This window comes from Bacteroides sp. AM54-2NS, assembly GCF_003602935.1.
In the GTDB taxonomy this organism is placed as follows: Bacteria; Bacteroidota; Bacteroidia; order Bacteroidales; family Bacteroidaceae; genus Bacteroides; species Bacteroides xylanisolvens.
This window is the reverse complement of the sequence record NZ_QTMZ01000001.1, coordinates 160,129-181,680: the sequence shown is the minus strand read 5'-3', so window position 1 is coordinate 181,680 and position 21,552 is coordinate 160,129. Positions and strand designations below refer to the sequence as shown.

General features: G+C 45.4%; 15 protein-coding genes and 4 pseudogenes. 17 read left to right on the top strand and 2 right to left on the bottom strand.

The genetic code is table 11. The annotated features are described in order from the left end of the window. Positions 1-116 precede the first annotated feature (116 nt). The 17 genes and pseudogenes from DXA05_RS00670 (at position 117) to DXA05_RS00575 (ending at position 19,109) form a co-directional block, all read left to right on the top strand. Entirely contained in the window at positions 117-1,022 is a 906-nt protein-coding gene (locus tag DXA05_RS00670; RefSeq protein WP_004296704.1) for a serine acetyltransferase, read from the top strand. A gap of 16 nt (positions 1,023-1,038) precedes the next feature. Then, complete coding sequence (locus DXA05_RS00665; protein WP_087321068.1) at positions 1,039-2,478, top strand: THUMP domain-containing protein; 1,440 nt, start codon at positions 1,039-1,041, stop codon at positions 2,476-2,478. A 145-nt stretch (positions 2,479-2,623) separates the two neighbouring features. Then, the gene (locus DXA05_RS00660) at positions 2,624-3,205 is read left to right on the top strand and encodes an ORF6N domain-containing protein (protein WP_128858635.1); all 582 of its coding nucleotides are present in this window, start codon (positions 2,624-2,626) and stop codon (positions 3,203-3,205) included. Then, entirely contained in the window at positions 3,198-5,396 is a 2,199-nt protein-coding gene (locus DXA05_RS00655; RefSeq protein ID WP_128858634.1) for a DPP IV N-terminal domain-containing protein, read from the top strand. The genes DXA05_RS00660 and DXA05_RS00655 overlap by 8 nt, the downstream gene beginning before the upstream one ends. Before the next feature lie 68 nt (positions 5,397-5,464). After that, positions 5,465-6,738: pseudogene (purD, locus tag DXA05_RS00650) on the top strand (phosphoribosylamine--glycine ligase). A 113-nt stretch (positions 6,739-6,851) separates the two neighbouring features. After that, positions 6,852-7,862: a hypothetical protein gene (locus DXA05_RS00645; protein WP_117683636.1), complete on the top strand. Its 1,011-nt coding sequence runs from the start codon at positions 6,852-6,854 to the stop codon at positions 7,860-7,862. After that, on the top strand, positions 7,847-8,326 hold the full coding sequence (locus DXA05_RS00640; RefSeq protein WP_008023780.1) for a YqaA family protein: 480 nt from the start codon (positions 7,847-7,849) through the stop codon (positions 8,324-8,326). The genes DXA05_RS00645 and DXA05_RS00640 overlap by 16 nt, the downstream gene beginning before the upstream one ends. Positions 8,327-8,377: 51 nt before the next feature. Further along, on the top strand, positions 8,378-9,112 hold the full coding sequence (mnmD, locus tag DXA05_RS00635; protein WP_087321035.1) for a tRNA (5-methylaminomethyl-2-thiouridine)(34)-methyltransferase MnmD: 735 nt from the start codon (positions 8,378-8,380) through the stop codon (positions 9,110-9,112). Between the two features lie 38 nt (positions 9,113-9,150). Beyond that, a pseudogene (locus tag DXA05_RS00630) lies at positions 9,151-10,010 on the top strand (zinc ABC transporter substrate-binding protein). 105 nt (positions 10,011-10,115) lie between these two features. Further along, on the top strand, positions 10,116-10,952 hold the full coding sequence (locus tag DXA05_RS00625; protein ID WP_008770478.1) for a metal ABC transporter ATP-binding protein: 837 nt from the start codon (positions 10,116-10,118) through the stop codon (positions 10,950-10,952). 561 nt (positions 10,953-11,513) lie between these two features. Next, a pseudogene (locus DXA05_RS00620) lies at positions 11,514-14,926 on the top strand (DUF2723 domain-containing protein). A 111-nt stretch (positions 14,927-15,037) separates the two neighbouring features. After that, positions 15,038-15,652: a polysaccharide deacetylase family protein gene (locus tag DXA05_RS00615; RefSeq protein WP_128858633.1), complete on the top strand. Its 615-nt coding sequence runs from the start codon at positions 15,038-15,040 to the stop codon at positions 15,650-15,652. 634 nt (positions 15,653-16,286) lie between these two features. Then, complete coding sequence (locus DXA05_RS00600) at positions 16,287-16,517, top strand: hypothetical protein (protein WP_087318000.1); 231 nt, start codon at positions 16,287-16,289, stop codon at positions 16,515-16,517. 99 nt (positions 16,518-16,616) lie between these two features. After that, positions 16,617-17,108 (top strand): hypothetical protein, encoded by a 492-nt coding sequence (locus DXA05_RS26330; RefSeq protein WP_165861457.1) that lies wholly within the window; start codon positions 16,617-16,619, stop codon positions 17,106-17,108. Positions 17,109-17,128: 20 nt separating this feature from the next. Beyond that, positions 17,129-17,764, top strand: coding sequence for an outer membrane beta-barrel protein (locus tag DXA05_RS00585; RefSeq protein WP_008023763.1), 636 nt, complete (start codon positions 17,129-17,131; stop codon positions 17,762-17,764). A 102-nt stretch (positions 17,765-17,866) separates the two neighbouring features. Then, positions 17,867-18,589 (top strand): hypothetical protein, encoded by a 723-nt coding sequence (locus DXA05_RS00580; protein ID WP_128858632.1) that lies wholly within the window; start codon positions 17,867-17,869, stop codon positions 18,587-18,589. 49 nt (positions 18,590-18,638) lie between these two features. Then, a complete protein-coding gene (locus DXA05_RS00575) occupies positions 18,639-19,109 on the top strand; it encodes a lipocalin family protein (protein ID WP_087321050.1) in 471 nt (156 codons plus the stop codon). A gap of 117 nt (positions 19,110-19,226) precedes the next feature. Here the strand turns inward: DXA05_RS00575 and DXA05_RS00570 are convergent. Continuing rightward, positions 19,227-20,467 (bottom strand): annotated as a pseudogene (locus DXA05_RS00570) (DUF4861 domain-containing protein). A gap of 258 nt (positions 20,468-20,725) precedes the next feature. Further along, positions 20,726-21,529: a gluconate 5-dehydrogenase gene (locus tag DXA05_RS00565; protein ID WP_049701506.1), complete on the bottom strand. Its 804-nt coding sequence runs from the start codon at positions 21,527-21,529 to the stop codon at positions 20,726-20,728. Between the last annotated feature and the right edge of the window lie 23 nt (positions 21,530-21,552).

The window sequence follows — 21,552 nt, the reverse complement described above, 5'->3', positions numbered from 1 at the left end:
CTTATTCATGTCATGTTTTGAATGTGACAAAAATACATTATTTATCCTGAATCCCAGCGAATTTTATTATTTTTTTTAATACCTTTGTGCCCATATAAATATGAGTAACTGACCTAATGAGTCCACTGAACTTCACCCACATTTTGACACAGGCAGTCGATGAGCTATCGGAAAGCGAATCTTATAAAGGACTGTTTCATCAGCACAAAGATGGCGAACCACTGCCCTCTGCTAAAGTATTGTATGAAATTATTGAGCTTTCACGCTCCATTCTCTTCCCCGGATACTACGGAAATTCTACTATTAACAGCCGGACAATTAATTATCACATCGGCGTCAACATTGAAAAATTGTTTGACTTACTTTGTGAGCAAATCCTGGCCGGATTGTGTTTTAGCACTTCCATAGAGGGGAAATGCAACGTCTGCTCCGACTCGAAACGAGAAGAGGCTGCACGTCTTGCTGCTAAATTCATCAGTAAGCTACCTGCCATGAGAAGAATATTGGCAACCGATGTAGAAGCCGCCTATAACGGCGACCCGGCTGCCGAAAGTTATGGAGAGGTAATTTTCTGCTATCCGGCCATTAAAGCGATCAGCAATTACCGTATCGCGCATGAACTGCTGGAACTGGGTGTTCCTTTGATTCCCCGCATCATCACGGAGATGGCGCATAGCGAAACGGGAATTGATATCCATCCGGCCGCAAAGATTGGCACTCACTTCACTATCGACCATGGTACAGGTGTCGTTATCGGTGCCACGAGTATTATCGGAAATAACGTCAAGCTATATCAGGGCGTCACACTGGGAGCCAAGAGTTTCCCGCTGGATGCCGACGGAAAACCAATCAAGGGAATCCCCCGCCATCCGATCCTGGAAGACAATGTGATTGTTTATTCCAACGCCACTATTTTGGGAAGAATCACCATCGGACGTGACGCAACCGTAGGCGGTAATATCTGGGTAACGGAGAATGTTCCTGCAGGAGCAAGAATCGTACAAACTAAAGCAAAAAAATAAAATCAAAAGAATCTATATGAGCGAACAATTCGAGATGATAGCCAAGACTTTCCAGGGACTGGAAGAGATACTTGCAGAAGAACTGACAGCATTAGGAGCCAACGACATTCAAATAGGACGCCGCATGGTTTCATTCACAGGGGATAAACGTATGATGTATAAGGCGAATTTTTGCCTTCGCACCGCCATCCGTATCCTGAAACCAATTAAAAACTTTACAGCCAAAGATGCCGATGAGGTTTATAATCAAATACAGGCTATTCCATGGGAAGAATATCTCGATGTGAACAAGACGTTCGCTATCGATGCAGTAGTATTCAGCGATGAGTTCCGCCATTCGAAATTCGTTTCGTATAAGGTGAAAGATGCGATTGTGGATTATTTCCGTGATAAAACAGGAAAACGTCCGTCGGTACGTATCAACAATCCGGATGTACTTCTGAATATTCATATTGCACAGACTACCTGTACGTTGTCTTTGGACTCGTCCGGAGAATCACTTCACCGTCGCGGTTATCGCCAGGAAGCAGTAGAAGCCCCGTTAAATGAGGTATTGGCTGCCGGCATGATTCTAATGACCGGATGGCGAGGAGAGTGTGATTTGATCGACCCGATGTGTGGTTCGGGTACTATCCCTGTCGAAGCGGCACTGATTGCTAAGAATATCGCTCCGGGAGTATTCCGTAAAGGATTTGCTTTTGAGAAATGGGTAGATTTCGATGCGGATATGTTCGATGAGATTTACAATGATGACAGTCAGGAGCGCGAATTTGCTCATAAGATTTACGGATACGATAACAATCCGAAAGCTAATGAGATTGCGACTCATAATATAAAAGCTGCCGGTGTATCGAAAGACATCGTGTTGAAGCTGCAGCCGTTCCAGCAGTTTGAACAGCCGCAGGAGAAGTCGATTATCATCACTAACCCGCCATACGGTGAACGTATTTCCACTAATGATTTGCTTGGACTTTATCAGATGATCGGTGAACGTCTGAAACATGCGTTTGTAGGAAACGAGGCATGGGTGCTTTCTTATCGGGAAGAGTGTTTCGACCAGATTGGTCTGAAAGCAAGTCAGAAAGTTCCTTTGTTCAATGGACCGTTGGAGTGTGAGTTCCGCAAATATGAGATTTTTGACGGAAAATACAAAGAGTTCAAGAGCCAGGAAGAGGGAGAAGAAAAGAAAGAGGCTGAAGGAGAACAGGCTCCAAGATTCAGAGAAAGAAAAGAATTTAAGCCACGCCGCGAAGGTGAGTTCAAACCGCGTCGGGATGGTGAATCCAGACCTCGCAGAGAGGGAGAATACAAGCCGCGCAGAGAAGGTGGTGAGTTCAAAGGTGGTGACAGAGATAGAAAGCCGCGGGGAGAGTTCCGCGGAGGAAGAGATTCGAGAGGCCCGAGAGAGTTTAAAGGAAATCGGGAGCCGAGGATTCCGAAGAAGGAAGAGGAATAAACCATTCTAATTCCAACAATTTATTCACCCTGTAATTCACTAGTTAATAATTAATTAAAAACTTGAAGTTCCAAATTGGAACTTCAAGTTTACATCATAGTTCTAATGTTCAGTCACAAATTGGAACCTGTCTAAAGAAAAAAAGATGGATGATATAGCCATTATAGAAAACAAAATATACGAAATCAGAGGGCAAAAAGTTATGCTTGACTTTGATTTGGCAGAAATGTATGGAGTTGAGACTAAACGCCTCAAAGAACAAGTACGTCGTAATATTGAACGCTTTCCTGCAGAATTCATGTTCGAGCTAACAAAGGAAGAAGTTGCAATTTCAAGGTCGCAAATTGCGACCTTGAAAACAGGACAAGGATATAACATCAAATATCTTCCGTTTGCATTTACTGAATATGGTATAGTTATGTTATCCAGCGTCCTCAAATCCAAGACCGCTGTGGAAGTAAATATCAATATTATCCGTGCTTTTGTACGTATGCGCCAATATCTTCTATCCAATATACCTAAAAAGGAGTTGGAAGAATTAAAACAACGCATCGAATATCTCGAAGAAGATATTACCTCTGATAGGGAAAGTTACGAAAAACAATTTGACGACCTATTTAATGCCTTTGCTAAAATAAGTGTAATTATCCAATCAAGACAGACTCCCTTGGACAGAGTAAAAATAGAAGGATTTAAAAACAATAATAAAGAAAAGAGCAATGAGTAAAATTGGAAAAAGAGCCATGCTTTTATTGTTGGCACTACCAATCGGATTCAATGTTATGGCACAAGAAACCAAAAAGCCGACACTGGAAGAATTGATTCCGGGTGGCGAGAGTTACCGCTATGCAGACAACCTGTACGGACTGCAATGGTGGGGTGACGAATGTATCAAGCCGGGCGTAGATACCCTTTATTCTATCCAACCCAAAACGGGAAAGGAAACAATGGTTATCACTCGTGAACAGATCAACAAAGTGCTTGAAGAGAACAAAGCAGGAAAGTTATCACACCTGTATTCCGTCAGTTTCCCATGGGCCGATAAGCCACAAATGCTATTCAAGATAGCAGGAAAGTTCATTGTATATGATTTCAAGAACAATCAAGTTGTCAGCACTCTCAAACCCAAAGACGGAGCAGATAATGAAGACTATTGCGCAGCCAGTGGAAACGTGGCATACACGATAGGTAACAATCTGTATGTGAACGAAAAAGCGGTAACTAATGAACCCGAAGGCATCGTTTGCGGACAGACTGTACACCGCAATGAATTCGGTATCAACAAAGGCACTTTCTGGAGCCCGAAAGGCAACCTGCTCGCTTTCTACCGCATGGACGAGAGCATGGTGACACAATACCCGCTTGTAGACATCACTGCACGCGTAGGCGAAGTGAACAATGTACGTTATCCGATGGCAGGAATGACGAGTCATCAGGTAAAAGTGGGTATTTACAACCCTGCTACCGGTAAAAGCATTTATCTGAACGCAGGTGATCCCACAGACCGTTATTTCACCAATATCAGCTGGTCACCGGATGAAAAAAGCCTCTACCTGATTGAAGTAAACCGTGACCAGAACCACGCCAAACTTTGCCAGTACAACGCAGAAACAGGAGAGCCGATGGGCGTTCTCTACGAAGAAATGCATCCTAAATACGTGGAGCCACAAAACGCAATCGTATTTTTGCCGTGGGACCCTACCAAGTTCATCTATCAAAGTCAGCGTGACGGCTACAATCATCTTTATCTCTTTGATGCCGATGCAGCTAACATGAAAGGTGAAACTTATAACAGCGCCAACGGTGGTACTTATTTCCAGGCCGGCAAAGTCAAACAACTGACCAAAGGCAACTGGCTGGTCAGCGACGTCCTAGGATTCAACACAAAGCGTAAAGAAATCATCTTCACAGCCGTAGAAGGCTTGAGAAGCGGACATTTCGCTGTAAACGTGAGCAATGGAAAAATAAGCCAACCGTTCGAGAACTGCAAAGAAAGCGAACATAGCGGCATGCTTAGCGCTTCCGGCACTTATCTTATCGACCGTTATTCAACAAAAGACCAGCCTCGCATCATCAACCTGGTAGACACCAAAAACTTCAAAGAAACAGCCAATCTGCTGACTGCTGAAAGCCCTTACGAAGGCTACCAAATGCCAAGCATCGAAACCGGAACAATCAAAGCGGCAGACGGCACCACCGACCTGCATTATCGCCTGATGAAACCGGCCAACTTTGACCCGGCCAAGAAATATCCCGTCATCGTATACGTCTACGGAGGTCCTCACGCGCAATGTGTCACCGGAGGATGGCAGAACGGCGCACGTGGATGGGACACATACATGGCAGGTAAAGGCTATATCATGTTTACCATCGACAATCGTGGCAGCAGCAACCGTGGACTGGCATTTGAAAATGCCACCTTCCGCCGTCTTGGCATCGAAGAAGGTAAAGACCAGGTAAAAGGTGTTGAATTCCTGAAATCCCTCCCCTACGTAGACAGCGAACGCATCGGCGTACACGGATGGAGCTTCGGAGGACACATGACTACCGCCTTGATGCTTCGTTACCCGGAAATATTCAAAGTAGGCGTTGCCGGAGGCCCGGTAATCGACTGGGGGTATTATGAAGTGATGTACGGCGAACGCTATATGGATACACCGGAAAGCAACCCGGAAGGCTACAAAGAATGTAATCTGAAAAACCTTGCCGGCCAACTGAAAGGTCACCTATTGATTATTCACGACGACCACGACGACACCTGCGTGCCACAGCACACCCTGTCGTTCATGAAAGCCTGTGTAGATGCCCGCACTTATCCCGACCTGTTTATCTACCCGTGCCACAAGCACAACGTAGCAGGACGCGACCGTGTACATCTGCATGAGAAAATCACCCGGTACTTTGAGCAGAACTTATAAAACTGACAAAGACACCACCGTATCCATACAAATCATAGATAACAGTATAAATCCATAACAATACAAAGATGAAGATATTATTACTAGGCTCGGGCGGCCGCGAACATGCACTGGCATGGAAAATTGCCCAAAGTCCGAAAGTTGAAAAACTATACATTGCTCCGGGAAATGCCGGAACAACTGCCGTAGGCGAGAATGTCAACATCAAAGCAACCGATTTTGAAGCAATCAGTGCTTTTGCTCTAAAAGAGAACATCCAAATGATAGTAGTAGGCCCCGAAGATCCGTTGGTAAAAGGATCTACGATTACTTCCAAAACCGTCCGGAGCTAAAGCATATTGCCGTGATCGGTCCTTCGGCTCAAGGAGCGCAACTGGAAGGCAGCAAGGAGTTTGCCAAAGGCTTCATGATGCGCCACAACATCCCGACAGCCCGCTACAAAAGCATCACTTCCGAAAACCTCGAAGAGGGCCTCGCTTTCCTCGAAACGTTGGAAGCTCCCTACGTATTGAAGGCTGATGGCCTTTGTGCCGGGAAAGGAGTTCTCATCCTTCCTACGCTGGATGAAGCGAAAAAAGAACTGAAAGAAATGCTCGGCGGCATGTTCGGTTCCGCATCGGCAACCGTTGTAATTGAAGAATTCTTGAGCGGTATCGAGTGCTCTGTATTCGTACTGACAGACGGAGACAACTACAAAGTCCTCCCTGTAGCGAAAGACTACAAACGTATCGGTGAAGGCGACAAAGGATTGAATACAGGCGGTATGGGTAGCGTTACTCCGGTTCCGTTTGCTGATGAAGTATATATGGAGAAAGTACGCACACGCATCATCGAACCGACCATCAATGGTCTGAAAGAAGAAAAGATCACCTACAAAGGTTTCATCTTCCTCGGTCTTATCAAGGTGAAAGGCGAGCCGATGGTTATCGAATACAACGTCCGCATGGGCGACCCGGAAACAGAAAGCGTAATGTTGCGCATCCAAAGCGACTTCGTAGAGTTGCTTGAAGGCACAGCGGCAGGCAATCTGAACGAGAAAACACTGGTGATGGACCCACGTTCGGCCGGCTGCGTCATTCTTGTCAGCGGCGGTTACCCCGAAGCCTACGAAAAAGGATTCCCTATCAGCGGACTGGAACAGGCTGCCGCCACCGACAGCATCATCTTCCATGCCGGAACAGCCATGAAAGACGGACAAGTGGTGACGAACGGAGGACGTGTGATTGCCGTTTGCTCTTACGGTGCAACGAAAGAAGAAGCACTGGCACAGAGCTACAAAGTGGCAGACATGATCGACTTCGACAAGAAGTATTTCCGCCGCGACATCGGATTCGATTTGTAAGAAACAACCTGAATGATACGCCACGGCAGGCATAAATCCCCTATTTGCACGGCATATAGATCCTACAAAGCGATGATATATGCCCGCCGGGCAGCAAAAGAACTGACAGACCAATGAGAAATAAAAGACTACAAAGTCAAGTGACGGCAGGACGGTGGACCCTGCCTGCCGTTATCTTTATCTGCGCCCTATGCTGGGTGTTGACTTACTTTTTATTTCCCGACTCCATAGCCTCAACAACACCCAAGGAGAGCTCTTCTTTCTTGCAATCCACCCGCGATTTACTGCTTCCGGGATGGGCAGAACGAATTGTCAGCTTCCTGGTTTACGCAATCATCGGCTACTTTCTAATAGAATTGAACAACCAGTTCAGCATTATCCGCATGAGGGCTTCCATGCAGACAGCTATTTATTTCCTGCTGGTCACCGTCTGCCCGGGAATGCATTTACTATACATAGGAGACATTGTCGCCCTCGGTTCTCTTATTTCCATTTATTTTCTGTTTAAAAGCTATCAGCAAGCTCAAGCTGCGGGCTATCTATTCTATTCCTTCTTCTTTATCGGAGCGGGAAGTATTCTTTTCCCACAGCTCACCATCCTCTCGGTGCTTTGGTTGCTCGAAGCCTACCGTTTCCAGTCGCTCACTCCGCGTAGTTTCTGCGGCGCGCTGCTCGGATGGATGCTGCCCTACTGGATGCTGTTCGGACACGCCTTCTTCTATAACGAGATGGAGTTGTTCTACCGCCCTTTCAACCAGCTATTAGCTTTCGGAGAAGTCTTTAACTTACAAATCCTTCAACCCTGGGAATTGGCTATACTGGGCTATCTGCTCGTGATGTTTATCGTCAGTGCTGTCCATTGCATCGCTGCCGGATTTGAGGATAAGATACGCACACGTGCCTATCTCCAGTTTTTGATAGACCTGACGCTCTTCCTGTTCCTGCTGATTGCCTTGCAACCGATATATTGCAGTGCCCTGCTGCCTTTGCTTATCATAAACAACAGCATCCTGATCGGGCATTTCTTTGTACTGACCAATAGTAAAAGTTCGAATGTGTTCTTTATCATTTCATTGGTCGGCCTCATCCTCTTATTTGCTTTTAATATATGGACGCTTTTGTAGATTCAATGATACAACTCCTCATAGAATGGGGACTTCCGGGATTATTCATCTCGGCTTTATTGGCTGGGAGCATCGTGCCTTTCAGTTCCGAACTGGTACTGGTGGCATTGGTGAAACTCGGCTTGCCCCCGATAGCCTGTCTGATATCCGCCACTCTGGGCAATACAGTGGGCGGAATGACCTGTTACTACATGGGGCGCCTGGGCAAAATTAGCTGGATTGAGAAATACTTCAAGGTAAAGAAAGAAAAGGTAGACAAAATGGTGAAATTCCTGCAAGGGAAAGGGGCATTGATGGCATTCTTCACCTTTCTTCCTGCCATTGGAGAGGTGATCGCCATTGCACTGGGATTTATGCGAAGCAACACATGGCTTACTATTGTTTCCATGTTTGTCGGCAAACTGATACGTTATATCCTTCTCCTGTATGTGCTCGAAAGTGCCTGGGATGCTATGGCGGGGTAGAGGCCTTTTTTAAGTATTAAGTATTAGGTATTAAGTATTAAAGATTGAGTGATGGAAAGAATAATTGAGAGAACCGATGACGGGAGCGCTACTCTGTTTGTTCCGGAATTGAATGAACATTATCATTCGACGAAAGGGGCACGCACGGAGTCTCAACATATATTCATCGATATGGGGCTGAAAGCCTCTCCTGCCGCTACTCCACGTGTTCTTGAAATTGGTTTCGGGACAGGACTCAACGCTTGGCTCACCCTTGAAGAAGCGGAAAGAAGCAGACGAAATATACACTATACAGGGTTGGAACTCTATCCACTAGACTGGCAGACAGTAGAACAGCTAGGATATATCTCCAGCGATGAACAGCTTACCATACATCGGAAGCAAACAACAATCAATGAGCAATTTACCCCGAATGAAGAAGAACAACAATCGGCTATCGAATTGTTTAAGCAGCTTCATACATCGCCCTGGGAAAAAGACGTGCAGCTTACACCGCACTTCACCTTACGAAAAATAGAAACGGACGTGAATAAGTGGAGAGTTGAGAACTCTCCATTTAACCTAGTCTATTTCGACGCCTTCGCCCCGGAAAAGCAACCGGAAATGTGGTCGCAAGAACTATTCAACCGCCTCTATGTTTTATTAGATAGAGACGGAATTCTGACTACCTACTGTGCCAAAGGTGTAGTACGCCGAATGTTGCAGACAGCCGGATTCACAGTAGAACGCCTCCCCGGACCTCCGGGTGGTAAACGGGAAATATTACGGGCCCGGAAACAAGAGTAGAAACAAGATAAGATTGAAACCCCGAAACAGAAAAAATCATGAAACAACAACTAAAAGATATGAGAACACTTTTCCTTCTTGGTACCTGCCTCCTGATAGCAGCCTGCACAGGACGTTCCTCCCAAGCAAGTAACGATGACGAGACAAAGCCGGTGATAACCGTCACACTGGAACCGCAACGTTATTTCACCGAGGCTATTGCCGGAGATAAATTCAAAGTAGTCAGCATGGTGCCCAAAGGTTCCAGTCCGGAGACATACGATCCTATCCCCCAGCAACTTGTTTCTTTAGGAGACAGCAAAGCCTATTTCCGCATCGGGTACATCGGTTTCGAACAAACCTGGATGGACCGCCTAATGAACAACACTCCCCATATCCAAGTGTTCGACACCTCGAAAGGAATCGACCTCATACTCAATAATGATGACCATGGCCATGCCCACGGCCACAACAGTCACGACGGCCATATCCACGCCGTAGAGCCACACGTATGGAATTCTACCAGTAATGCTTTAATCATCGCCGGAAACACCTACAAAGCCCTTAGCCAACTGGATAAAGCAAACGAACCATATTATAGAAACCGTTACGACTCTCTCTGTCAGCGCATCCAGCACACCGACAGCCTGATTCGCCGGCAACTCTCCACCCCCGAAGCAGCCAAAGCTTCATGATTTATCATCCGGCTCTCTCCTACTTCGCCCGCGACTACGGATTGCATCAAATTTCAATCGAAGAAGGAGGCAAAGAACCCTCTCCCGCTCATCTGAAAGACCTGATAGACGTCTGTCAGGCGGAAAATGTAGGCGTTATCTTCGTTCAACCGGAGTTTGACAAACGCAATGCGGAAACCATCGCGCAGCAAACCGGAACGAAAGTGGTCCCTATCAACCGTTAAGTTATGACTGGGAGGAAGAAATGCTGAATGTAGCCAAGGCCCTTGCGCCGCAAGCTGCCACCAAATAAACGTATAAAGAAAGAACCAATCAAGCCCTTTCCAATGATGAAACCGATAATCGAAATAAAGAATCTTTCCGCCGGATATGACGGTCGCACTGTTCTCCACGATGTTAATCTAAGCATCTACGAACGGGATTTTCTAGGTATTATAGGTCCGAACGGAGGCGGCAAAACAACGCTTATAAAGTGCATCCTCGGTTTATTGAAACCAACCGGAGGGGAAATTATATTCCATACTCCCGAGAAGGCTCCCATAAGAACATCTACGGAAGGAACTTCGACAGAAACATCTGCCAAAAACTCCCACCAAAGTTCTTCCGCGAAATCCCAGCTTTTCCTCGGTTACCTACCGCAATATAGCACCATAGACCGAAAGTTCCCTATTTCCGTGGAAGAAGTGATCCTGTCCGGATTGAGCATACAGAAGTCGCTCACCTCCCGGTTCACTCCCGAACAGAGAGAGAAAGGCAAACAGATTATCGCCCGCATGGGGCTTGAAGGGCTTGAAAGCCGCTCTATCGGACAATTAAGCGGTGGACAACTGCAACGTGCCCTGTTAGGACGTGCCATCATCTCGGACCCTGCAGTGCTGATTCTCGATGAACCCAGCACGTATATCGACAAGCGTTTCGAAGCACGCCTTTATGAGTTATTGGCTGAAATCAATAAAGAATGTGCCATTATCCTTGTCAGTCACGACATCGGCACTGTATTGCAACAGGTAAAATCCATCGCTTGCGTCAACGAAACGCTGGATTACCATCCGGACACGGGTGTCACTACCGAATGGCTGGAAAGAAACTTCAACTGCCCCATCGAGCTATTGGGACACGGCACACTACCTCATCGGGTTTTAGGAGAACATCATCACCATCATTAAAGGATACACATATTCAATATCCCAAGCATATATATACAGCAACCCAAGTATTAATACCTGAAATCTCAACCATTAACAGCTGATATTACAAGTGTTAACACCTAACGGCCAAGCTATTAATAGTAAACTTCCGTTGTATTAATAGTAAACTTGTTCTTCTCTAACAGGAAAGTTATGCTTGACTAAGGATAATCTATAAACGCAAGTTACGTTTATAAAATGCAAGCTTTGTTTTTATAATTGCAAGCTTCATTTATAAAAACAAAACTTGCAATTATAGTTTATGACTAATGAAAAGGAAGTTTGTTATTAAGGCAAAAGAAGTTCACTAACAGGATAAAGGAAGTTTATCTCTAATACACCAGAGCTTATTTATTAAAGGACTAAAAATAATTTCCTTACTTGCCAACACACAAGTTCCCGCCTTCCGGAAGAGTGAAAGAGATAGTAAATCACCCCTCCGTTACTTAATATTTCTTACTTTCTTCCTCATTATCCTTACAAATCACTATCTTTGCGACCTCATAATTTGTTTTTAACGAATAAACTACGATAGTGCTAATGAAACAGTACAGAACCGTAAACAACCTTATGGGTTGGCTTACATTCATCATTGCGGCAACCGTCTACTGCCTGACAATAGAACCGACCGCAAGTTTCTGGGATTGCCCGGAGTTCATAACCACCGGCTATAAACTGGAAGTCGGACACCCGCCCGGCGCGCCTTTCTTCATGCTAGTGGCGAATCTGTTTTCTCAATTTGCTTCCGACGTAACAACTGTTGCTAAAATGGTGAATTACATGAGTGCCTCATGAGTGGCGCCTGTATCCTGTTCCTTTTCTGGAGCATCACCCATCTGGTACGCAAACTGATTATCACTGACGAAAACAATATCACCAAAGGACAGCTTATCACAGTGATGGGTAGCGGACTGATCGGTGCACTGGTTTATACATTCAGTGACACATTCTGGTTCTCGGCCGTGGAAGGTGAAGTATATGCCTTCTCCTCCCTGTTTACCGCTGTTGTTTTCTGGTTGATTCTGAAATGGGAAGACGTAGCCGACCAGCCGCACAGCGACCGTTGGATTATCCTCATCGCCTATCTGACCGGATTGAGTATCGGTGTGCACTTATTGAACTTGCTTTGTCTGCCTGCCATCGTATTGGTATACTACTACAAAAAAACGCCGAATGCTACCGCCAAAGGTTCGTTAATAGCGCTATTAGGTTCAATGGTGCTCGTTGCAGCCGTGCTTTACGGCATCGTACCGGGTATCGTGAAAGTAGGCGGCTGGTTTGAACTGTTGTTCGTCAACGGACTCGGAATGTCATTCAATTCGGGCGTAGTGGTTTATATCATTCTGCTTGCGGCCGCTCTGATCTGGGGTGTATACGAAAGTTACACCGAAAAGAACAAAGCGCGCATGGCTATCTCCTTTATCCTGACGATCGCTTTGCTGGGTATCCCATTCTACGGACACGGAGCCAGCAGTATCATCATCGGTATTTTGGTTATTGCCGCACTGGGACTTTATCTTGCTCCGAGTGTACAGGCTAAAATCAAAGAGAGATGGCGTATCACCGCCCGCACCATGAACACAGCCTTGCTGTGCACCATGATGATCGTAATCGGGTATTCTTCTTACGCACTGATCGTTATCCGTTCTACTGCCAACACTCCGATGGACCAAAACTCACCGGAGGATATATTCACCCTAGGCGAATACCTCGGCCGTGAACAATACGGAACCCGTCCGCTCTTCTACGGTCCTGCTTTCTCTTCGAAAGTGGCACTCGACGTAAAAGACGGCTATTGTATTCCGCGCCAGTCGGAAGCAGGAAGCAAGTTTGTCCGCAAGGAAAAGACTTCTCCCGACGAAAAAGACTCTTATATCGAACTTCCCGGACGTGTGGAATACGAATATGCGCAGAATATGTTTTTCCCGCGTATGTACAGCTCGTCACACGCACCACTCTACAAGCAATGGGTAGACATCAAAGGACACGACGTTCCTTACGACCAGTGCGGAGAAATGGTAATGGTGAACATGCCTAACCAATGGGAAAATATCAAGTTCTTCTTCTCCTACCAGTTGAACTTCATGTACTGGCGTTATTTCATGTGGAACTTTGCCGGACGGCAGAACGACATACAGGGTAGCGGAGAAATTGAACACGGCAACTGGATCACCGGTATTCCGTTTATCGACAACTTACTGGTAGGTAATCAGGAACTGCTTCCGCAGGATCTCAAAAACAATAAAGGACACAACGTATTCTACTGTCTGCCGCTGATTCTCGGCTTAATCGGACTCTTCTGGCAGGCTTATCATAGCCAGCGGGGTATCCAGCAATTCTGGGTGGTCTTCTTCCTGTTCTTCATGACAGGTATCGCTATCGTGCTCTACCTCAACCAAACCCCTGCACAGCCCCGTGAACGAGATTACGCGTATGCCGGTTCATTCTACGCCTTTGCCATCTGGGTAGGTATGGGAGTGGCAGGTATCATCCGTATGCTGCGAGAATACTGTAAGATGCAGGAACTTCCGGCAGCCGTATTGGCTTCAGTGCTCTGTTTGTTCGTCCCTATCCAAATGGCGGGACAGACTTGGGATGACCACGACCGTAGCGGACGCTTCGTTGCCCGCGACTTCGGACAGAACTACCTGATGACCTTACAGGAAAAAGGAAATCCGATTATCTATACCAATGGTGATAATGATACTTTCCCATTGTGGTACAACCAGGAAACAGAAGGCTTCCGTACAGATGCTCGCACCTGTAACCTAAGTTACTTGCAAACAGACTGGTATATCGACCAAATGAAACGTCCGGCCTACGATTCCCCGTCGCTTCCTATCACTTGGGACCGTGTGGAATATGTGGAAGGACAAAATGAATATATCCCTATCCATACGGAAATGAAGGCCTTCATCGACAGCTATTTCAAACAGGCAAACGAACTGGCTGCACAGGGAGACACTACCATATTATCACTCGTTCACTCCATTTTCGGTGAGAATCCATACGAATTGAAGGAAATCATCAACCGCTGGATGCTCGGTAAGAACGACCAGTTGAAAGAGCTTCTCAAAAAGACTGGAAAAGATATCCAACTGCCGCTTATCCCTACGGACAGCATCGTAATGAAGGTGGACAAAGAAGCCGTACGCCGCTCCGGCATGAAGATACCGGAAGCTCTGGGCGACTCTATCCCCGAATACATGACAATCACCCTTAGAGACGCCAACGGCAACCCGAAACGCGCCCTCTACAAGAGTGAACTGATGATGCTCGAAATGCTTGCCAATGCCAACTGGGAACGTCCTATCTATATGGCAATCACCGTAGGAAGCGAAAACCATCTGGGTATGGGTAACCACTTTATGCAGGAAGGTCTTGCCTACCGTTTCACTCCGTTTGATACAGACAAACTGGACAGCAAGATTGACAGCGAAAAGATGTACGACAATCTGATGAACAAGTTCAAGTTCGGCGGTATCGACAAACCGGGTATCTATATCGACGAGAACGTGATGCGTATGTGCTACACGCACCGCCGTATCTTCACGCAACTCGTAGGCCAGCTTATCAAAGAAGGCAAGAAGGATAAGGCACTCGCCGCACTCGACTACGCCGAAAAGATGATTCCGTCATACAACGTACCGTACGACTGGGCAAACGGCGCCTTCCAAATGGCAGAATCTTATTACCAACTGGGACAGAACGAGAAAGCCAACAAGATCATCGACGAGCTTGCCAACAAATCGCTCGAATACATGATCTGGTATCTTAGCCTGAACGATAACCAGCTTGCCATCGCCGGCGAAAACTTCGTGTACAACGCCAGCTTGCTTGACGCCGAAGTCCGCTTAATGGAAAAATACAAATCAGAAGAACTCGCGAAACATTACTCCACGCAACTCGACCAACTTTATAACGAGTACGTGACAAGAATGAAAGGGAAATAAATAGTAAGTATTAAGTATCAGGTATTAAGTATTACCATAGGCTTCCGACATGTTTTCCGCATGGATAATACTTAATACTTATTACTTAATACTTGTTTAACACAGACTCTCATGTTTATAGAACAACCACCTTGGCTTTTCCGGGCGTTGTATCCACAAGCTATCTTCCGGATGGATCCGAATGAACGGGCAGTCTATCTGACTTTTGACGACGGTCCCATCCCTGAAGTAACTCCCTGGGTACTGGAAGTATTGGAAAAGCATCATATTAAAGCTACCTTCTTTATGGTAGGCGACAATATACGCAAGCACCCGGATGAATACCGGATGGTGGTAGAACACGGACACCGCATCGGTAACCATACCTTCAACCACATCCGTGGATTTGAATATTCTAATCCGGATTACCTCGCAAACGCCAGAAAGGTAGACGAAATTATCCATTCCGATCTCTTCCGTCCGCCACACGGACACATGGGGTTCCGGCAGTATTATACCTTGCGCTATCATTACCGCATTATCATGTGGGATCTCGTAACTCGTGATTATAGTAAACGGATGCGCCCGGAACAGGTATTGAACAATGTGAAGCGCTATGCACGCAACGGTTCCATCATCACTTTCCATGATTCGCTGAAGTCTTGGAATAACGGTAACCTGCAATATGCACTTCCTCGTGCCATTGAGTTCCTGAAAAAGGAAGGGTATGAGTTCAAGGTGTTATAGAAAGTCTCCAATGAGCCAAAAAGCTCCCTGATAAGAAGATAAAAATATAAGCCGAGGTCTTGCGCCCCGGCTTTTGTAGTTTAAGGCCTGTTTCGTGCCCGAAATTGGGAGATCACTCCTCTTTCTTATAAGATGTCAGTACAAGCGCATTTCGCCCGGCAAAGGGGAAAAAGAGGGCAAAATAACCGGTATTCAAAAAGTTTCTGATTCACATTACCCTTTCCATCCGTATTTTTTTATACATTTGCAACGGTCTCTTCCGCAGAAAGCCTCCGGGTGGCGAGGGAGAGATGTTTATATTGAGAAGACGTTTACAAGCGTTTGTCATTTATGTTCAAAACTTCGCAAACTTTGACCTATCGGAATGACTAACAGCAACAAAGACGTCCTCCTGATGTGTATTTATATACATCCGTGCCTCACTTTGATAAACAAAGGGGGGCTACGGGTGTTGTACATATCGGCGTGGGCTTTCTGCGTTGTTCGTTCCCGATAATTGGCATTGCGAAGGCCTTGAACATGGAACGGACGAAGGTGAGAGATTCCCACGCCATTTCTATATATTCCTGTCAATAATAGATTGAATTGTCCGCCCAACGGGAGTCCGGGGGACACACATAAGCAGAATAGGCACATGATTCATGCAGGACAACTTATTGAACGCACGCTTCACGAACAGGGACGCACCGTCACCTGGTTCGCTACCCAACTATGCTGCACACGCCCCAATGTTTACAAGATATTCCGGAAAGAGAATATTGACATCCACCTGCTCTGGCGCATCTCCTACATCCTCGGCCACGATTTCTTCCGCGATCTGTCTGACAGTATCAACACCGGAAACTTCCCCAGTGTATCCAAATAGGATACAATTCCGTATCGTTCTTGGAACTATGTTTTCACCCGGTAGTATACTCCTTTCGCATACCTTTGCAGGCATATTAACATATAATCACAAAAGGACATGAAAACGAAAAAACTATTTCTGATTATTGCTCTGGTTATCGGTTGTGCCGTCGGAGCCCATGCGCAAAAGACGGTCTTCAAGTTTCGCGACGCACAGGCACGTGCAGGCGATGCAGTTACTGAAGTTTGTGTCAAACCTACAGTTGTCGAGGTGAAAATACTGGAAGATAAGGGACGGATCAAGGATGAATGGACACTAAGCAAAGAGGAAGTGGAAATCGCCATGAAAGGAGAACTTGACAACATCCGTGCATGGGGGACGTATCTGTCCACCATCAAATATAACTGCGATGTCATCATGGGAGCCACTTTCAAAGTGGAAGATAATGAAAAAACAGGTGGGTACACGGTTACGGTGGTAGGTTATCCCGGAATCTTCGTCAACTGGCATCCGGCCACTAAGGACGATTACGAATGGATTCGCCTACAGAAGTTGTCACCCACAGATGGAAAAAGCCAGATAGCGCCCGTCGTTAAGAATAAGAATTAATCACTAAAATATCAATAACAATGAAAAAAGTATTATCAATGGTTGCCGCACTTTTACTGTGCGTAGGAGCTCAAGCACAAATCGTATCATCCAGAAGTGCAATCGTCAAAACTGAAAAGCAAGCCAGCAGCACACAATGGTTCTTACGTGCAGGCCTGAATATCATGAACTTCTCCGGTGACGGAGCCGAAGGAGCTGATTCAAACATCGGATATAATGCTACATTTGGCTATCAGAAGCCTTTAGGCAGTACAGGAGGATACTGGGGGATGGAGTTTGGACTTGGTTCCCGTGGTTTCAAAGTGGACGACACGAAATGTATGGCTCACAACATACAATATTCTCCGTTCACATTCGGATGGAAATTTGCTGTGGCGGACAACGTCCGTATCGACCCGCATGTAGGAGTCTTCGCTAGTTACGATTACACAAGCAAAATGAAAGAAGATGGAGAAAGCATCAGTTGGGGTGATTATGCAGATTATATGGAGGTTGACTACAATCATTTTGATGCAGGTATGAATATCGGCGTAGGAGTCTGGTATGACCGTTTCAATCTAGATCTTACCTATCAACGCGGATTTATAGATGCATTCAGCGATGCCGACGGATTCAAGACCAGTAACTTTATGATTCGTCTGGGTATTGCCTTCTAAGGACAACCAAACCTCAATAAACCATATTATTTATTCAGCGTCCACGATCTTTTCTTTTCACAAAAAGGGCCGTGGATGCTGTTTTCTTAAAAAGAACGGAATATGATGACCAAACGACAATTTCTGGTAATCTTGTATCTACTGGTAGGAATTATCCCACTAACAGCACAGACCTTCACCGAACAGAAAAAGAACTATCCTGTCAGTGCAGACGGCAATAAATATGTGGTCAGCGGATTTACCCCTTTCAGCGATATGCAAGACGAAAACATCTACGCTAATGTACTGCTATGGATCGTCAAGAATGTCTGTCCACAGTTACGGGAAGGAATAACGGAGGTCAACGTACCGGCTAAAAACTTCAGTTGCGATCTGATACTTGCCTCGCAGGCAGACTCAAATCAAAAGAATACTTACTATTGCAAAGCCCTGTTTCAAGTAAAGGACGGTAAACTGGTTTATTATCTTTCCAATATACGGATAGAGTCATCAGCAGTGATAATGAAAAAAATCACTCCTATGGAGAAGCTACAACCGGACAAGAAAGCATCTCACAAAGAAATCATGGATGATTTCGTACAGGTTGAATCGCAAGTATTGAACAAAATGTTCGACTTCATCATAACGAACCAGCTTTCACCGATTACTCATTGGAATGAAATCAACATCAACAAGCCGGTGAAAGGCATGACGGAAGATGAATGTCTACTGGCTTTCGGCAAACCGCAGACTATTCAAGAATCAAATGGAGAAGTGCAATGGATGTATTCCAGCTCGTTCTACCTGTTCTTCAAGAACGGACATGTGGAAACTATTATCAAATAGAGTCTAAAAAACGAATCCTCTCAAAATCAAACAATTAAAACAATTTATTATGAAAACAATCTGGAAAGCAACTGTTTGCATAGTTGCAGTATTACTGTCGTTCAGCATTTATTCCTGTGGCGACGACGACGATGAGACTGTCGGTTCACGCGATTTATTGTTAGGAACATGGAATGGAGTGTATTATCTTTCACAAGAATGGGAAGATGGTGAAAAGGTAAGTGACTCTAAAGAAGATTTTGTAAATGGAACCAACCGTTATTCCATAGAGTTCAAGGAAGACGGTACGTATGTAGAAAAAGATGTCTACAACTCCTCCGGAAGTACTAATTATTATCATGGTACATGGAGCTACTCCGGTAATAAGCTGACTCTCATCGACACTGAAGAGGATAATTACACAGAAGTGTGGACAGTGACCACAATGACAGAAAATGAATTAGTCTATGAACTTCGTGAAAAAGAGAAAGAAGATGGAACAACATACGAATATTACGAACAACACGCTTTTACGAGATAATTCAAAGGCGTTATAACGCAAAAACTTTCTTTCTTTTTCAGGAAGATAAAATTAAGCAAAGGTTTCTTTTTACCAAAGAAACCTTTGCTTAATCTATTGGAAAAGCAATTCAACACATCAATATGCTACTGTCAGCGGAGTGCGCAACTTCTGCGCATATTCAGCCATATATTTATTCCAGGCATCCGGAGTCTTGATAGCGGCCTTATCCCAGGCAGAACCCCAATAATAAGTATATTCAGAACCCGGCTCATATTCGCTGATAGCCAAAACATGACCGTCGGCTCCGCCACGTTCTTTCTTTTCCTTTTCAGAAAGAAGAACCACTTTCGCTTCTTTCACCTGTGCAGGAAATGCAGCACCGACAAATATCTTGCCGTTTGCACCGCTACGATCTGTTGTAGGATCTACGTAAGTGATATAGCCATTGGCAGCATCTGCCACAGTCGCACCGTCCGGTTCACGCAATACAAGTCCGGTAGTCACCGGCATTGCTTCTTTCAGATTGGTATATGAAACAATCGTTTTGTTGAGATAAGAACCTGCATCCAGTGAGATTACACGAGTCTCCACTACATTAGAGTCTCCACGGACTACCAGCGGATTAAATTCCAGCTTCACCGTGAAACGCAGCGGACCATTATCAAGGATTTCCTGTGTACGATAGCAGTAAGGATAGATAATAGTGTCACCTGCCATCAGAGCAGCAACACCGGCACCCAACGTAGGTCCTACGGCATAGCAATCCATGCCATATCCATGATCGATATGGTAAGAGATAGCTTTTTGTAGTTCGGAGGCAGCTTTAGGATCTGTCTTTTTCAATTCAGCTATCTTGCACGCTTTTCAGGATTCAGTTCTTCCGCATAGAGAGATTCCAGAATTGGTTCCGTTGTGTTGTACTTCGTGAAAAGATCGTAGCCAAAACCACGCTCTCCACGGGCTTGCAAGGCAGGACCATACGCACGGAATCCGCCAAGATCATTCTCCCAGGCAACGTCGTCCAGACGTTCGGGATAATATTTACCGCAAGCAACGACATCGAAAGGCGCCGGTGTACCCGGTTGAATAGTGTAAACAGCCGTTCCGTTCGCTTCTACCGTAGCGGGGAAAACAACCTTTTCGTCATACGTCACCTGATAAGGCACTTGCTGACCGTCAACATCAAGCACTACAATCTGCGCTGTATCTGCCAGTTTCAACTTGGCAACAACATCGCTCATCGGCACTTCAACCATCTCTCCCACCCGTTCAAGAGCCAGCGGATTGGTCACTGTGATTGTCATTGACTGTTTACTGTCGGCACAGGAAGCAAACCCTATCAAGGCTACAGCAAACAGAATTAATATCTTTTTCATAATTAGTCTACATTGAATGAATAATATATACTTTGCAAATAGAGGCTATTATATCCGCATCTGTTGGATATATAGATCCAACGCATCAGCTATATATATCCAACGTGTTGGATATATATGTTCAACACGTTGGGCATATATGTCCAATAAGTCGGTCCTATAGCTCCTGCAAAGGGAATGATAAAAAATAAGGTGACAGATGAAAAGAGGATGCTCTTTGCCATTCTATCACCTTATCGGAATCTCTTCTATCTTACATTATTTCGGCTGTTTTCCGATATAAGCAAGGATACCACCATCTACATAAAGAACGTGGCCGTTGACAGCGTTAGAAGCTTCAGAAGCAAGGAATACAGCAGGACCTGTCAGTTCTTCAGGATCCAACCAACGACCGGCAGGAGTCTTGGCGCAGATGAATGAATCGAATGGGTGACGGCTTCCGTCTGCTTGTTTCTCACGAAGAGGAGCAGTTTGCGGAGTAGCGATGTAACCCGGGCCGATACCGTTACACTGAATGTTGTATTCACCATATTCAGAGCAGATATTGCGAGTCAGCATCTTCAGTCCACCCTTAGCGGCAGCGTAAGCAGATACAGTTTCACGACCCAGTTCGGACATCATAGAGCAGATGTTGATGATCTTACCTGCACGTTTTTCCATCATAGCAGGAAGAACAGCCTTAGCAACGATGAACGGAGCATTCAAGTCGATGTCGATTACACGACGGAAATCAGCAGCATCCATCTCGTGCATAGGAACACGACGGATAATACCTGCATTATTTACAAGGATATCAATTGTACCTACTTCTTTGGCAATCGTAGCCACCATAGCCTGAACAGCCGGTTCGTCTGTCACGTCGCATACATAACCGTGAGCTTTGATACCTTTTTCTGCATAAGCTGCCATTCCTTTGTCTACCAACTCTTGATTGATGTCGTTAAAACAAACTTTAGCGCCTTGTTCTGCGAATGCAGAAGCAATAGCAAAACCGATACCATAAGAAGCACCTGTAACGAGCGCTACTTTACCTTCCAAAGAAAAATTCAAATACTGATTCATAATTCTTTTTATTATTAAATTAG